Annotated in this window: 12 protein-coding genes and 2 pseudogenes; 5 read left to right on the top strand and 9 right to left on the bottom strand. The window is 60.6% G+C overall.

Going from position 1 to position 14245, the window contains the following annotated elements; genetic code table 11:
• Positions 1 to 7: 7 nt before the first annotated feature.
• The 5 genes and pseudogenes from FJ946_RS20065 to ric all read left to right on the top strand — a co-directional run bounded on the left by FJ946_RS20065 (position 8) and on the right by ric (position 4349).
• Positions 8 to 556: an SCP2 sterol-binding domain-containing protein gene (locus tag FJ946_RS20065; protein WP_140522842.1), complete on the top strand. Its 549-nt coding sequence runs from the start codon at positions 8 to 10 to the stop codon at positions 554 to 556.
• Positions 557 to 664: 108 nt separating this feature from the next.
• Positions 665 to 1551: pseudogene (locus FJ946_RS20060) on the top strand (peptidase U32 family protein).
• 4 nt (positions 1552 to 1555) lie between these two features.
• Positions 1556 to 2158, top strand: a complete 603-nt coding sequence (locus FJ946_RS20055; RefSeq protein ID WP_224656235.1) for a U32 family peptidase — start codon at positions 1556 to 1558, stop codon at positions 2156 to 2158.
• 318 nt (positions 2159 to 2476) lie between these two features.
• Positions 2477 to 3006 (top strand): annotated as a pseudogene (gene mog / locus FJ946_RS20050) (molybdopterin adenylyltransferase).
• A 578-nt stretch (positions 3007 to 3584) separates the two neighbouring features.
• Positions 3585 to 4349 (top strand): iron-sulfur cluster repair di-iron protein, encoded by a 765-nt coding sequence (gene ric / locus FJ946_RS20045; protein ID WP_224702965.1) that lies wholly within the window; start codon positions 3585 to 3587, stop codon positions 4347 to 4349.
• A 234-nt stretch (positions 4350 to 4583) separates the two neighbouring features.
• On the opposite strand, the gene FJ946_RS20040 is transcribed toward ric, so the two are convergent.
• The 9 genes from FJ946_RS20040 to FJ946_RS20000 form a co-directional block, all read right to left on the bottom strand.
• A complete protein-coding gene (locus FJ946_RS20040) occupies positions 4584 to 4943 on the bottom strand; it encodes a hypothetical protein (protein WP_140522844.1) in 360 nt (119 codons plus the stop codon).
• 186 nt (positions 4944 to 5129) lie between these two features.
• Positions 5130 to 8243, bottom strand: a complete 3114-nt coding sequence (locus FJ946_RS20035; protein WP_140522846.1) for a molybdopterin cofactor-binding domain-containing protein — start codon at positions 8241 to 8243, stop codon at positions 5130 to 5132.
• Positions 8240 to 8710: a (2Fe-2S)-binding protein gene (locus tag FJ946_RS20030; protein WP_140522848.1), complete on the bottom strand. Its 471-nt coding sequence runs from the start codon at positions 8708 to 8710 to the stop codon at positions 8240 to 8242. The genes FJ946_RS20035 and FJ946_RS20030 overlap by 4 nt, the downstream gene beginning before the upstream one ends.
• 117 nt (positions 8711 to 8827) lie before the next feature.
• The gene (locus FJ946_RS20025) at positions 8828 to 9106 is read right to left on the bottom strand and encodes a DUF2249 domain-containing protein (protein ID WP_140522850.1); all 279 of its coding nucleotides are present in this window, start codon (positions 9104 to 9106) and stop codon (positions 8828 to 8830) included.
• 465 nt (positions 9107 to 9571) lie between these two features.
• Positions 9572 to 10444, bottom strand: a complete 873-nt coding sequence (locus FJ946_RS20020) for an FAD:protein FMN transferase (RefSeq protein WP_224656233.1) — start codon at positions 10442 to 10444, stop codon at positions 9572 to 9574.
• A 133-nt stretch (positions 10445 to 10577) separates the two neighbouring features.
• Positions 10578 to 11138, bottom strand: a complete 561-nt coding sequence (locus FJ946_RS20015) for a nitrous oxide reductase accessory protein NosL (RefSeq protein ID WP_224656242.1) — start codon at positions 11136 to 11138, stop codon at positions 10578 to 10580.
• Positions 11135 to 11965: an ABC transporter permease gene (locus tag FJ946_RS20010; RefSeq protein WP_140522856.1), complete on the bottom strand. Its 831-nt coding sequence runs from the start codon at positions 11963 to 11965 to the stop codon at positions 11135 to 11137. Before FJ946_RS20010 ends, FJ946_RS20015 begins: the two co-directional genes overlap by 4 nt.
• A complete protein-coding gene (locus FJ946_RS20005) occupies positions 11962 to 12879 on the bottom strand; it encodes an ABC transporter ATP-binding protein (RefSeq protein ID WP_140522858.1) in 918 nt (305 codons plus the stop codon). Before FJ946_RS20005 ends, FJ946_RS20010 begins: the two co-directional genes overlap by 4 nt.
• The gene (locus FJ946_RS20000; protein WP_140522860.1) at positions 12876 to 14225 is read right to left on the bottom strand and encodes a nitrous oxide reductase family maturation protein NosD; all 1350 of its coding nucleotides are present in this window, start codon (positions 14223 to 14225) and stop codon (positions 12876 to 12878) included. Before FJ946_RS20000 ends, FJ946_RS20005 begins: the two co-directional genes overlap by 4 nt.
• Positions 14226 to 14245: the final 20 nt, after the last annotated feature.

The raw sequence follows: 14245 nt of genomic DNA, 5'->3' as shown, positions 1-14245 counted from the left end.
GTACTGAATGGTGACGATCAGCACGGAACCGACGTTGCCGGCGGTCATTCGTCATCTTTTCCCACCTTTTGCCGGACTTCCCCTCGGGCCGTTGCTGACGCTATCCTTGCGCTCGATGGCTAGGCGCCAGCCCCGATTGTTCGACCGCCTGGGCGAACATCGAACAGCTTGCGATTTCATCGACCCGGTCGACCTCGCCTTCGCATTTACCGTCGTACCGGACGCAGAGCGTTCGATCGTTCGTGTCGTCAGGAGAAGTGAGGCCGCGACATCAAACGTCCAGATCAGGGGACCTCTTCTGACACTCTTGAGCCTGCTCGACGGCACGCTGGATGGCGATGCGCTTTTCTTCAGCCGGATCATCTCGATCAGCGGCCGCACGGAGGCGGTGCTCGCGCTGAGGAACACAATCGAGGACGCCGAGCTTAGCCCCGCGGACCTACTCGGCCTGCGTGGCTTCCTGGCTCGTCTCGCCAATACGGGCATTCTCGGCGCATTGAGCGTCGCACGCCAAATGGCCAATCGAAATTCCAGACGCGAGGCGCCAGAGGCATGACAAGCGGACGCATGGAACTTGTCTGCCCGGCCGGAACCCCGCCTACATTGAGGGCAGCCGTCCAGGCAGGCGCGGACGCAGTCTATTGCGGATTTCGCGACGAAACGAATGCCCGGAATTTCCCCGGGGCTCAACTTCTCCGGGGAAGAACTGGCCGAGGGCGTCCGCTTCGCGCATAACCACGGCAGCAAGGTTCTCGTCGCCATCAATACATTCGCGCGTGTCAACGATGTTGGCCTGTGGAAAAAGGCAGCGGATACCGCAGCCGAATGCGGCGCAAATGCCATCATCGCGGCGGACATAGCCGTCCTTGATCATGTCGCCAAGAACCATAAACAAATTCGTCTTCATCTGTCGGTACAGGCTGCGGCAGCAACGCCGGAAGCAATCGGATTCTACGCGAAAAGTTTCGGAGTTCGTCGCGTCGTGCTGCCGCGGGTTCTTTCGGTTCAGGAGATCGCGGCGCTCAACCGCGCGATCGACGTGGAGACGAAGCATTCGTGTTCGGCGGCCTTTGCGTGATGATCGAAGGCCGATGCTATCTTTCTTCATACGCGACGGGAAAATCGCCAAATCTGAATGGCGTCTGTTCGCCACCCGAAATGGTGAGTTACGACGACGAGCCTAACGGCACGGCAGCACGGCTTTCAGGGTTCACGATCGACCGCTACGAGTTCGGCGAGCCAGTAGGCTATCCCACTTTGTGCAAGGGCAAATTCAAGGCCGGCGGCAAGACCTCCTATTTGTTCGAGGATCCCGTCAGCCTGAACGCTGGCGGGATGATTGCCGGGCTGAAGGCCGCCGGCGTAACCGCCTTGAAGATCGAAGGACGCCAGCGCGGCAAAGGTTATGTGACGGAAGTGGTCCGCGCCTTCCGGAAGGCCGTTGACGCGGTCGAGCAAGGCGGCGACGCCATTGAGATCGATCGGATTCTTGCTGGCCAGTCGGAAGGTTCCCGGCAGACGGCAGGAGCGTACAGCAAGAAGTGGAGATAGCACCTTGTCCGCAATTGCGTTGACGCTTGGGCCGGTCTTCTTCCACTGGTCGCCCGACCGCCTCACGGACTTCTACCGCAGGATCGCGGACGAGGCTCCGATCGACCGGGTCCATATCGGCGAAGTCGTCTGCGGCAAGCGGATGCCGTTTTCCGACCCCGTATGGCCTGAGATCATCGAACGCCTCGAGCGTGCCGGAAAGGAAGTGGTGCTGTCTACCCTGGCAGCACCGGCGACCGTTCGGGAACGCAGAAGCATCGAGGACCTCTGTGGCGACGATCGGCTGATCGAGATCAACGATGTCACCGCCCTGCCGTCACGCTCCGGCAAGCCTTTCGTGACAGGTCCGTTCCTGAACGTTTATAATGGGTCTTCCGCGCAATTCCTCATTCATCGCGGTGCCAAAACCATATGCCCGCCAGTGGAATTGTCGCTCGCCGCCGTCGGCGCCATGGCCAGCGCATGTCCCGAGGCGGATTTCGAGATTTTCGCCTTCGGTCGGCTGCCGCTCGCGCTTCCGGGCGATGCTATCATGCGCGCATTTACGGCCTTCACAAGGATTCGTGCCAGTTTACCTGCGAGAAAGACCCGGACGGTCTTGCCGTAGACACGCTCGACGACCAGCAGTTCCTCGCGATCAATGGCGTGCAGACGCTCTCCAACCAGGTGCAGGCCTTTTGCCCCGCACCCGCGGATCTCGCCTCCAGAGGCGTCCGGCGCATCCGCCTGTCTCCGCACACGTGCGACATGATCGAGGTGGCAAAGACGTACAGAGCTCTTGCCAATGGGAGAGAGGATCGCGAGGGGGCCCGTTTTATTCTCTCGTGCCTCGATCTGCCCGGCACGCTCGTCGATGGATACGCCCATGCCAAGCCCGGATGGCAAGCGACCGCTTCGATCTGAAGGTGGATCTCGAACAGAAAAAATGACCCAGATTGCAATCATTACAGTGTCAGAACGTGCAAGCCGCGGCGAATATCAAGATCTTGGCGGGCCTGCCATCGAGCGCTGGCTTCGACGTGTCGTAGCATCGCCTTGCGTCTTCATCCGCCGCATAGTCCCTGACGGCGTGGAAAGTGTCCGGAATGTGCTCATCGAGCTTTGCGACCAATGCGGCGTTGATCTTATCCTGACGACTGGAGGGACCGGTCCATCTCCAAGGGATCTTACCCAGAGGCAATGCAGCAAGTCATCACCAAGGAACTTCCCGGTTTTGGCGAACTCATGCGGCAGGCCAGCATGCGGCAAGTCCGCACAGCCATTCTTTCACGTCAGACTGCGGGAGTCCGCGGCCATCCGCTGATCATAAACCTGCCAGGCAAGCCGGCTTTAATCGACGTATGCTTGAACGCCGTCTTTCCTGCCGTGCCTTACTGTCTCGAACTGATCGGCGCAGCGCCAATCATACCCGAGCGATGTTCGGATGATCCCGTGTCGACAGCGCTTTTAGATTAAGAGCTGCGGACAATCACCTGATCCATCGGATCGTAGCTGCGAGAGGGCGACAACGAGGGAATTCCTGATTGTTTTCTCAAGCGAGTTGCGATGCGTCACACCTGTTTGAGCTTTGAGAAGCAACATTCGACCAGAGTGGCTTGGCGCACCGCGTGTTTGCGATCACATGGCGCAGGCGATCGGCATCGTCGGCCATTGCGACTTTGGCTGGCCGCCGATCAGAGCATAAGCCTGCGGCCTTTGCGCGACGGCCGGATGAAGCGCACCGGATGCCCTCATGCCTCCTGCGGCTGAAACAGCGGAAAACTCTGTTCAATCGCCGAAGACATCGGGCCTATCACGCTAGGCGATCAGGTGCGCACCCCTGCCCGGACACGCAGGATCCGAACTTGATAAATTGCTATGTTCTTTGAGCCAAATGCCCTGAACTCAGCCGCGCCGCACGCACTCAGGCTTCCCGCTGGGAGGCTGACGGCGACAGCTTGGTGATCTGCTCCTCTTTGTTCCAGCGCAAAGACGCGGACCTTTATCTGGGCAATTCATGGTCCAACGGTTGGCACGATTTCGTCCTCGAGACATTGCGTCGCGTCGAATGGGCCCGCTTCAAGTTTCAAAGCCGTTGTGTCGAAAATGCATGGAGCTTCGTCATGAACACCCAATTCCCAGTTCCAGAACTATGGGAACGCACGGTCGGCGACATAGCCGCAACGCTGCCTGGCGCCACCGCCGTTTTCCGCAAATTCAAGATCGACTTCTGCTGCAATGGCGATCTCACCCTCGATGGCGCCGCGCACCGGCGCGGAGTCGATCCCGACGACCTTGAGCGCGCGTTGGAGGCACTTGGTACCGACACTGCGGGTACAGCGGCGCCGGCTGCGATGGACAGCGATGAACTGATCAACCACATCGAAGCCTGCTACCACGAAGCGCACCGGCGCGCTCTGCCCGAGCTCATTGCACTGTCGCGTAAGGTTGAGGCGGTGCATCGCGAACATCCGAAGGTGCCGGCCGGCCTTTCGGATGCGTTACGGCAGTTGCAGAGCGAACTGGAGCAACACATGGCCAAGGAAGAGGCCATTCTGTTTCCAGCAATGCGGCAGTGGGGCAAAGGCAAGTTCGATATCCCGATTTCGGAACTGCGGCACGAGCACGACGACCAAGGCACCTTGCTTCGGCTCCTCGAAAGCCTCACCGGCGACTTCGTCACGCCCGACGGAGCCTGCCGCTCCTGGCAGGCGCTCTACGTCGGCACGGCTCAGTTTGCCGAAGACCTGATGGAACACATCCACTTGGAGAACAACATCCTGTTCCCGCGGTTCGCGGCAACGGAAGGCCGCGTCTAGCCGCCTAACGTCGACGACGACTGCAGCTACGCGGATCGCATAGCGAATCCTCGGCTGATGGTCTTGGTACTGAGGTAGCCACCGTGTTGTCGTCAGCACCAACTCGCTGTGGACCAACGCGCCTTTCCAGTTCGTCCAACCTGTCCCTGATGTCGTTGGCATCGGCCAGGTCTTCGCCCTGCCCTATCCTAGTTTGGCCTGATCTCACGACGGCCAATGGCGTGGCGGAAATGCCTAGTGGCGGTCGCTAAAATAGCTACGGGCTCGCGATAACACTTCCTCAGCGGTGACCGCATCGACAAATTCCACGCCAACGACACGACCCTCGGCCTTCTGACGGCATATGCGCTCGAGCAAGCCGACACAGCTCGATCTATTTCCGATTATAATCCATTTCTTCCGAGCTTCCAGAAAGCCAAGAACCTCCCCGAAGAAATCATCGTCTCGACGTTGGCCTTTCTGACCATCATGCGTCAGCCGCATGTCACCGATGAATTCAGGTTCTCCAGCGACTGACGGCGTTGCAGCGTCTTCAAAAAGGAACACTTTTGCTGTTCGGAATTCCAGCCACACAACAGCGTGATCGATTGACATGCCCTACCCCAGCTATCCTACGAGATATCCGGTGTGGGCGCTTGCCGCGCATTTGATATCGTTCGGCGGCATCGGCAGTGAACAGGCATGGAAGGGATGCACGGCCAGAAAGCGCAGGCGCACCCTAGGCTTCGGACCGAGTGCAATACCACAGTGGCTTAGATGCACCTCCATGACCATTGTCCCTCAACTCAATCCAGCGAGGACTCGCACGGGTATTGGCGGCAAATCTGTCAGTTCAGTGCCCAGGGCATCATTGACGGCGTTGACCACGGCCGCCGCGACCGGGATTGTCGCGATCTCTCCGACGGCTTTGGCGCCGAAGGGGCCGGTCGGCTCACCCTCTTCGGTGAGCAGGACACGCATCGGCGGCATCTCGGAGGCATTGGCCAATGTATAGCGGCTGAAGCTGTCGCCACGCATTCGACCAGTGACAGGGTCGATCGCAACATCCTCGTAAAGGGCATATCCGATACCGATCTGGATTCCCCCATGGAGTTGGCCTTCCACCAGCATGGGGTTGATCGCTCGGCCGACGTCATGGGCGGCTAGATAATCTGTCACGCGTACGCGACCGGCGAGTCCGTCGACCTCCACCTCAGCAAAATGCGCTGCGTATGAGCCTGAATTGGCCTGGGCGCGATAGGTCTCGGTCGCCGTGGGCAGTTCCGCCCCGCGGACCGTCAAGCGGGCAGCGAGTTCTGAAAGCGCCAGGCCCGAGCCGTCCGGGCGGCGCACTGCGCCCGCCTCCAGCCTCAATTCATCAACTTCTGTATTCAATTCCAGGACCGCCGCAGCCCGGATCACTTCCGAGAGTGCCACGCCTGCAAGTCGGATTGCTTCGCCGCAGATATAGGTCATGCGACTGGCCCGTGTGCCGAGATCATATGGACAGCTATCGGTGTCGGCGGGAACGATGGCAATGTCGCACGCCCTAAGACCCAACGTCTCGCCCGTGATCTGCGCAAGCGTCGTGTCGGCCCCACAGCCGAGGTCGTGGAGCGCGCAGACGAGTTCCGCTCGCCCGTCGGGCAGGAGGCTCAACCTCGCCGTCGTTTCCTCGTGGAAACCGGGATAGCAGCCGTTGATGTGAGTGGCCGAGGCTACCCCCACTCCTCGCCGCCACCGGCCTCGTCCGGCATCCGTCTGCCTACGCGCCTGCCAGCCGAATGCATCGGCCCCGCGTAGCAGACATTCTCTCCCCCGAGCGTTGCCAACGTTGAGCCCTTGCCAAGGTTCAATCGCGTTAGGCTCAACCAGATTCCTCAGCCGCATCGCCACCGGATCCACCCCCAGCCGCCGCGCGGATATATCAAGCGTGATCTCGGCTATTGTGTGGATCTGGGGGGATCCGTAACCGCGAAAAGCGCCTGCCGGGGCGGTGTTGATGTAGACTGCGCGGCCCGTGTAGCGCTCGGCGGGAACGTCATAAAGCCGAACCAGTCTTTGAAGCATCGAACTGGGCAGATAGTTGCCGCCGGTGCAATAAGCGCCGATGTCCACCAGCGTCTCGGTGTCGCGCGCCAGGATTCGGCCGTCGGAGCTAAGCGCGATCCGCATCCGGCCGACAACGCTCGACCGCGTGCGGGTCGCGGTGAAGGTTTCATGCTGGTCGTAGCGGATCATGACAGGCCGCCCTAGTACCAGCGCAAAGAATGCACACAACGGATCGAGAATCGGCTCGGCCTTGCCGCCGAAGGAGTCGCCTATGGGAGTCTTCACTACGCGTATCTGATCTGGTGGCACTCCCAATGCCTGGACGACGACAGCCTGCACTCCAAAAACGCTCTGACACGGCGAAAGGATCAAGATTCGACCGTCGGATTCAGGCTTGGCAATACAGGCGTGAGGTTCAAGGGCACAGTGATGGCTGCGCGGAGTCGTGACATGTGTTTCCACCACCAGGTCAGCCGCCGCAAATCCGGCATCAAGATCGCCATGCGTAAAGCTCTCGTCGGCCACGGGGTTCATGAAAGCCGGGATGCCATCGTCCCGCATCGCTGGCCCGGCGTGACCGAGCGCAGCTTCAGGATCAAATATAGCGGGGAGATCTACATCTTCGACCGCCACCAACCGTGCGGCGTGCCGCGCGATCTCCTCCGTGTCCGCCACCACAGCCGCAACCCGGTCGCCAATATGGCGCACCACCGCCGGGAACATTCGCTCGTCTGCCAGCGCCTCCTGTCCGGCGAACCAGATCGAGCTGTTGTAGTATCGTGGGGGCGTGTTTTCATGCCAGAAGACAGCGTGTACGCCCTCAACCGCCAACGCGGATGCAGCATCGACACAGGCGACGCGGGCATGTGGATGCGGGCTGAAAACGAGCGCGCAGTGCAGCAATCCTTCGACATGCAAATCGGCCGCGAAGCGCAATGCGCCCGTGACCTTTGCCACACCGTCAACGAGCGGCACCCGATGGGAGATCTGGTTCATCCCGCTGCTTCCTCGAAGAGCCGATCCACGTGGGCTGAGCCCCAGGGCCTGCGCGATCAGGTCGAGGCCGAGTCCGGCGATCGCGCGGCGCTTGTATATCTGCGAATTCCGGCCGGGAATGGCCGTATCGACATCGTCGACTAACGCCGCAATGAAGTCGCGCAACGTGGCGGCACCGAGCTTACGGCCCGCGAGCGCCCCCTCTGCCTGGAGCAGTCTGCTAGAAACGGGACCAAGCGCTCCGGCTGCGATCCGCACGACACCGAAATGGTTGCTCTGAAACTCAGCCAGCAGTGCGAGATTGAGGCGCGAGATGGTCATGTCCTGCCGAGATCCGAGCTTGACGAAGGCGCTTCGCGGCAGAAGGCCGCTTGCTGGCAAGATCACTTCCGTAATCAGATGACCGGAGCTTGGAAGGTGTTCGCAGAGCGCGGCCTCGTGTTGTGTCCCGTCGTGCTTGAGCAGCACCAGTCTTGTTCCCGCGGCGACCAACACGGGCATCAAGTCGGCGGCTGGGGCGGCATTGGCGATGTTGCCACCGATGGTGGCCCGGTTGCGGATCTGGACAGACTCGCACTGTGCGGCAGCCTCGCAAAGGGCCGGAATTCGTACTCGCAGCCTGCAATCCGCGGCAAGCACCGCGACAGTGGTGGCACCTCCGATGCGAACATCCGAGCCATCCGTGGAAATGAAGGCCATGCCCGCCACACGGGCGAGATCAACCAGCAGTCCGATTTCGGGGAGCGGACGGCCCGCGATCAGCATGTCCGTCCCTCCGGCGACGAAATGCACCGGCCCCGCTTCCGCGGCGAGCGTCGCCCGCAACTCGGCCATGTCGACGGGCGCTGAGACCGTGAGCGCATTCATCGCCCTGCCCCCTGGCGAGCGGCGGCTGCGGTAGCGACCGCCTGCACGATGGTCTCGAAGCCGGTGCAGCGGCAGATATTGCCTGCTAGTGCATGGCGGATTTCGGCTTCACCTGGGCTGGGATTGGCATGTAAGAGTCCCTGGGCTGCCAGCAGCATTCCCGGCGTGCAGTAGCCGCATTGCACGGCACCCATCTTCAAGAAGGCCTGCTGCAGATCGTTGATGCCGCTCCCACAGAGTCCCTCGATGGTGGTGATCTCGCGCCCCGCGACTTGAAAGGCCAGCATCAGGCAGGAATCAACCGGCTGGCTATCCAGCAGCACCGTGCATGCGCCACACTCGCCTTCGCAACAGCCTTCCTTGACACCCGTCAGGCCAAGGACGTCGCGAAGAAAGCTGCTCAATCGCGAGATTGGCAAGATCTCAGTCTCGATCGCCTGACCGTTAACCTTCAGCGACATTCTCATGGCGAGGAACCTTCCTCGCCTTAGATGTTTCGAATGTTTGACCTAGGCGGCGGCCAGACCAGTCGGTGGCGACGAAAAAGAAACCTTGCAAAGTGCTGCCGGACGTTGGGCTGGTCATCAGCTGCCGCAGCAACAGTCGCAGCCAGACGATTGCGGTCTGCTGATTTCGACGCGCCAGACCTCCGGCCCTCGCTCAAGGTATTCCCAAGCGAATACACCGGGATATCTGGCCTCGATCTGATAGTGCAGAGGTCGTGGGTCGTGGTCGTTGACGATGATGAAAGAAGAACCCTCGACCAACGCGGCCGCTACCCCGAAGATTCGCGGGTGACGATCTATCGGGGCGATGGTCCGCACGTCGATCAAAAGTGTCGATGCAAGTTCTGGGTCTGCCATGTCGATTGGAATTCCCGGCCGCCAGAAACGTTGGAGCCAGGAGACGGCGGCGATGGTCGATCCCGGCGCGAAAATCTACCCCGTGGTCAGTCAGCCTATTTGTCGAAACGCAAACAATTCCGAGAATCCTGGAGGAATTGGGAAATTGCCGCTTGTCGGCATTCCGCAAAGAGCCGTACGGGCGAACGGCTAGCATGACTGACGCTCCGTCCGTCCTGAGAAAATAGATGCCCGTCCTTCGCGGTTGTACCAGTGACCCAACGGCTCCGCGTTCTCGCCGGCAGTGGGAGGCCAGGTACCTGTGCCGACTGACTGGCGATTTCTAAAGGTGAGCCAGTATCGCTTTTTCTCGATTATCTCGCAGTCTTGCGGGAGAAGACTCACTTGGCACCCGATCCTGGCAGAGCCGCCTGACAATGCGGGCAATTGGACTTGTACCTTTGCCGCCCATCCCCACTCCCCGATTTAAGACTTGACGTGCGTCCATAGAGTGTCTTGCGACAGAACATACGCGTCTACGCCATCGAGGCGTCGGACCGCACCGGCAATTGTCTCCACGTCCATCAAGCTGAAGGCGGTCGACAGTGCATCCGCAATCGTGGCAGTCGGCGCGACGACGCTCAGGCTCGCATAGCGTTGGGGAGTGGATCCGGTTCGCGGATCAATAATATGGGTGAACCGGCCGTCTTCATCGAACTGAAAGCCGGCCGGGCTCGAGGTGGCGACGGCGCTGTCCGTCAGCGGCAAGACTTTCAGAATCGAATCGGAATTGAAGGGATCAGTTATGCCAATGCGCCAAGGACGGTCCTCCGGCGCCGATCCGATCGCACGGCCCTCGCCCATGTTGACGAGCGCGTGCTCAACGCCGCCGGCACGCAGCAGATCGACAACCTTATCCGTTGCGTAACCCTGCGCGATGCCGTTGAGCGTGAGCGCCGACCCGGCCATCGGCAATTCTATGCGATCTTCCGAGTAGGCCAATCTGTCGAAGCCGACCCGATCAAGGGCCTCTTGCATGACCCGCCGCGACGGCCCGGCCGCAGTGGCTCCGGGATCGGAAAAGTGGCGTTGATAGGCCAGCCACAATGGCTGCACCGTAGGATCGAAGGCGCGCCCGGTAAGACGCCAGACGTCGTTGCAACGGCGAAGGATTTCGACGAGATCCGTTGCCGGCGAGACCAGGAATCCTTGGCGATTCAATCTCGAAAGGTCCGAATCCTCACGATAGAGGCTGAAAATCCTTTCCAAGCGGCGGACTTCGGCGGCAACTTGGTCAACGAGCCTCAAGGCCAAGGCTCGGTCGGGATGGTTGATCAGCAGCGTTGCCTGGGCGCCCATAGCTTCTCCGCGCCACGAGACGGCCGACGGTGTCGCCAGAGCTTTGCGACCGAGCGGAAGCAAGGCCATTCCAGCAGCCGCAGCAGTTATGCCAATGAATCGACGGCGAGACATATGGGAGATCATGGCGCCCTCAATTGACGTTGTCGGGATCAAGCGATTGCGGGTCCGAGCCCCGATCGGAAACCGTCTCAGACTCCTGCCCCAGAACGTAATCGCGCGGCAGGTCGGTGAAGTTCAGGACCTGGCCACCATGCTCGCTGGCAAAGGCCCGGGCGGATTCGCTGGAGGAGAAAGGCACCGCTTCCGCAGCTCCCATGCCGCCCTTTTTGTCGCTCCCGATGACGAAAAAGGCGTCCTTGGCATTCACCCAGTTGTTGATACCTGGATTATCCCAGTTGGGTGCTTTCGCCATGTCGGACACGTAGACCGCCCGTATGTCCTTGGGTTCCTCTGGCAGCATGGTAAAGGCGATCGTGTCGCGGGCCGAGGAGAACCAGATGGGCTCGTCATACTTGGCAAGGATAACCTGCCCTTTCGGGCCCGGATGTTCGAGGATGTTCATACCGCAATAGCGACCCATCGCATCTTCGGTCATGGCGAACGGCGCCGGCATCTTGTCCGGGCCGCGCTGACAGCCGGCTATGGCTATGAGGCTTCCGGCGAGGAGTCCCAGTCCCAAGCGCATCCTCACAACTCCCTCGTCGAAAATATGAAAGCGGCGGCGGCCATCGGCGCCACCGTCCACGCTGCTAGTGTCGCCACGAGCGACAAGGAACCGAGCCCGACACTCTGGACGGTTCCAGCCATGCCGGATGCCGAACTGATCTCGGCAGTGCCCATGAGATTCAGCAGCCTGTACGCATCGGTCGGATTAAGAAGAAGCAGGGCATTTAGCATGCCGGCGGTCACGAATCGCCCTTGATCGGCTACCAGCAATCCCAGCAACCCCATGTCGTAGATCAGCACAAACAGGAGCCAGATACCGATCGCGATCCCACTCGCGGTTCCGTGGTCGCGTGAGAGCGCGCTCACAAGATAGCCGATCGCCACAAACACGGCTCCGAGCAGCACCGATGAGGCCGTCATTGTTCCGAAGGCGAACCAACTGGCGCCGCCAATCGACTTTCCGGTCGCCGCCAGCGCAATCGCGGCAACGCCATACCCAATGAGGGTCGCAAATGCCAGGATCGCAAGATGGCCAAGGAACTTGCCGAGAAGCACTTGCCAACGCCGCACGGGATAGCTCAGCAACAACGTCATCGTGCCGCGCTCGATCTCGCCGACAATCGCATCATGGGAGATCAGTAAGGCGATGAGCGGAACGATGAATATGGTGAGGCTGGCCAGGCTCACCACGACAACGTCAAGAGCGCCGGCCCCGACATTGCCAGTTGGCGCACTGCCGAGAAACGTCAGGGTTAGCGCGAGCGCCGCCAACAGTGCTGTCGCTGCCACCACCCAGCGGTTTCGCAGCCCTTCGCGGATTTCCTTGACGGCCAGAAGCGCGATCGTACTCATGCTGATGGTCTCCCGCCGAGGAAATGGGCATAAAGTTCATCGAGGCCGGGCGGCACCATCTCGATGTCGTCGAATGGCACTTCGGCGCCGCCTGTCCGGCGCAGGAACGCGATCTTGCTATCGGGGGACGCGTCCAATTCGATGGTATGGCCGTTCACCTGCCGGAGATCCGGCCCATTTCCCATCCAGTCCCTGATGCGCTGGACGCCGCCGTCGGTAGCCCTCATCCGAATGACCGTCGGCAGGCGAGAGATCCGCCGCAATTCATCGAGCGACCCGTCCGCGATCTTCTTGCCTTCGTTCATTATAATGACGCGCGTGGCGTTTCCTTCGAGCTCGTTGAGGGCGTGCGACGACAGAAGGATCGTTGTCCCCGCATCCCGCATTTCACGCACGATCCGATAGAATTGCTGGCGCAGTTCTGGATCGAGGCCGGTGGTCGGCTCGTCCAGCAGAAGAACCCGCGGCGTTCCGATCAGCGCTTGCGCCAATCCCAGCCGCTGCCGCATGCCCTTCGAGTAAGTTCCAATGCGTCGGTCCGCAGCATGCGCAAGACCGATCCGATCCATCAGCTCGTTCACGGAGCGCGGGCTCTCGCCCTTCAATCCAACGTAGAATCGAAGCATTTCGCGGCCAGTCAGAACCGGATTGAACGAAACGTTCTCCGGCAGATAGCCAAGATGTCTGCGAACGGCGGAATTTCCGGCTGACGTATCCTGCCCCAGCACGGTCACGGAACCTGATGTGGGCCGGCTCAGCCCAAGCATGAGCTTGATCAGGGTTGTCTTGCCCGCACCGTTATGTCCAACGAGGGCGACGGTCTCAGCATCACTCAGTGCGAATGAAACGTCATCGACGGCCCTGACCCTGCCAAAGTGCCTGGCAACGGAGTTCAATTGAATGTTGACGCTCATGGGCTCTCCTTCGTGTCAGCCGGCTTCATCAGAGGATGGCTGTCGACGACGCCGCCGGGGAAGACTGCGGGAAATCGGGTCTGCGCCCAGCGGATCACCTGCACCGCGGGGCTGTTGACGAGAACCTTCGCCGCCGGCGCTGTCCAGAGCACTTTGTCGATCATATCGTTTGGTCGGTAGGAGTTGTCGCCGATACCGTCGCCGTTCAGGTCAAAAGCCGGGTTGTCGCTCCAGTAGTTACCTCGGCCGCCGCTCGACCACTCAAGGTAGCGCGTACCGACATATTTCACCTGGTTTCGATTGCGGATGAAGGCGTTACCGGCCATCTCGTTGCCTTCCGAACCGGCCGTAAAATGCACGCCGATCTCGCAACCCTCGAATCGATTGCCGCGAAAGCGGTTCTTGTTTGCATTGTAGATGAACACGCACTTCTCGGGGCCTAGGCGGGTAATGGCCCCTGTCGGAGTCACCACCCTGTCCGCGTCGGCCACAGGAAGTCCGTCCGTGTCGGCGAAACGCTGTCCGTTGCTCGCCCATCTTCCGATCGGCTGCCTTCGGCCGCGAACCACGTTGCCGCTTATTTCTGAGCCATTGGCATAATTGAGCAGCAGCCCGTTGTCGCGGTCGCCGTCGGACAAATTGCCCGTGACCCGCAGCCTACTGGAATACATGATGGCGTAGCCAACAACATTGCCGACTGAAACGTTGTCACTGATCACGCTGTCGTTTGTGTACATGTAATGGATGGCGAACCGCACATCGTGGAAGGTGTTCGCGCTGAATTCATTGTGTTTGCTGGCAGTCGCAAAAATGCCATCGCGTCCAAAGCTGATCTGGTTGCCGACGACCTTGGCGCCTGGCGCGTTCCAGACGGAGACGCCATTTCCAGCCTGGTTCGTCCGCCCTGTGCGCATGCCCTCTATGCGGTTACCCCTAGCGACGGCGCCCGCAGCGCCATGGAGATATATTCCGTAGAGGTTGCCGAGGATCGTGTTTCCCTCGACCATCACGCCCTTGGCCGTCTCTTTCACGAACACGCCGGCGTCCATCGCATCCAAGTCGGACCCAGAACCAACAATCTCCAAATCGCGCACCGCAGCATTCGCGGCCTCGACGGTGATCACGTTGCCCTGGCCATCACCCTCGACGATTGCGCCCGCCTGGCCTTGCAGGGTCACCCGTTTGTTGATGGATACAGGACCGCGATGTCTGCCGACTGCGAGCAACAGCACGTCGCCGGGGGCGGCGGCATCGACGGTCGTTTGAAGGGGCGTCTCATCGGCCGGCACGGCGATTTCCGCCGCCCCGGCATCGTTACCAGGAATGGCGACGAGAAACGCCGCCATTCCCAAAGTTCCGAGGGTGG

Source organism: Mesorhizobium sp. B2-4-7 (assembly GCF_006442685.1).
In the GTDB taxonomy this organism is placed as follows: Bacteria; Pseudomonadota; Alphaproteobacteria; order Rhizobiales; family Rhizobiaceae; genus Mesorhizobium.
The sequence above is the reverse complement of the archived record's forward strand: the minus strand, read 5'-3'. Positions and strand labels throughout refer to the sequence as shown.

Excerpts from the sequence above, each read along its gene's own strand:
- FJ946_RS20065 (WP_140522842.1), top strand. The coding sequence starts at position 8 with ATGGTGACGATCAGCACGGAACCGACGTTGCCGGCGGTCATTCGTCAT.
- FJ946_RS20040 (WP_140522844.1), bottom strand. The coding sequence starts at position 4,943 with ATGTCAATCGATCACGCTGTTGTGTGGCTGGAATTCCGAACAGCAAAA.
- FJ946_RS20035 (WP_140522846.1), bottom strand. The coding sequence starts at position 8,243 with ATGAATGCGCTCACGGTCTCAGCGCCCGTCGACATGGCCGAGTTGCGG.
- FJ946_RS20030 (WP_140522848.1), bottom strand. The coding sequence starts at position 8,710 with ATGAGAATGTCGCTGAAGGTTAACGGTCAGGCGATCGAGACTGAGATC.
- FJ946_RS20025 (WP_140522850.1), bottom strand. The coding sequence starts at position 9,106 with ATGGCAGACCCAGAACTTGCATCGACACTTTTGATCGACGTGCGGACC.
- FJ946_RS20020 (WP_224656233.1), bottom strand. The coding sequence starts at position 10,444 with ATGGGCGCCCAGGCAACGCTGCTGATCAACCATCCCGACCGAGCCTTG.
- FJ946_RS20010 (WP_140522856.1), bottom strand. The coding sequence starts at position 11,965 with ATGAGTACGATCGCGCTTCTGGCCGTCAAGGAAATCCGCGAAGGGCTG.
- FJ946_RS20005 (WP_140522858.1), bottom strand. The coding sequence starts at position 12,879 with ATGAGCGTCAACATTCAATTGAACTCCGTTGCCAGGCACTTTGGCAGG.
- FJ946_RS20000 (WP_140522860.1), bottom strand. The coding sequence starts at position 14,225 with ATGGCGGCGTTTCTCGTCGCCATTCCTGGTAACGATGCCGGGGCGGCG.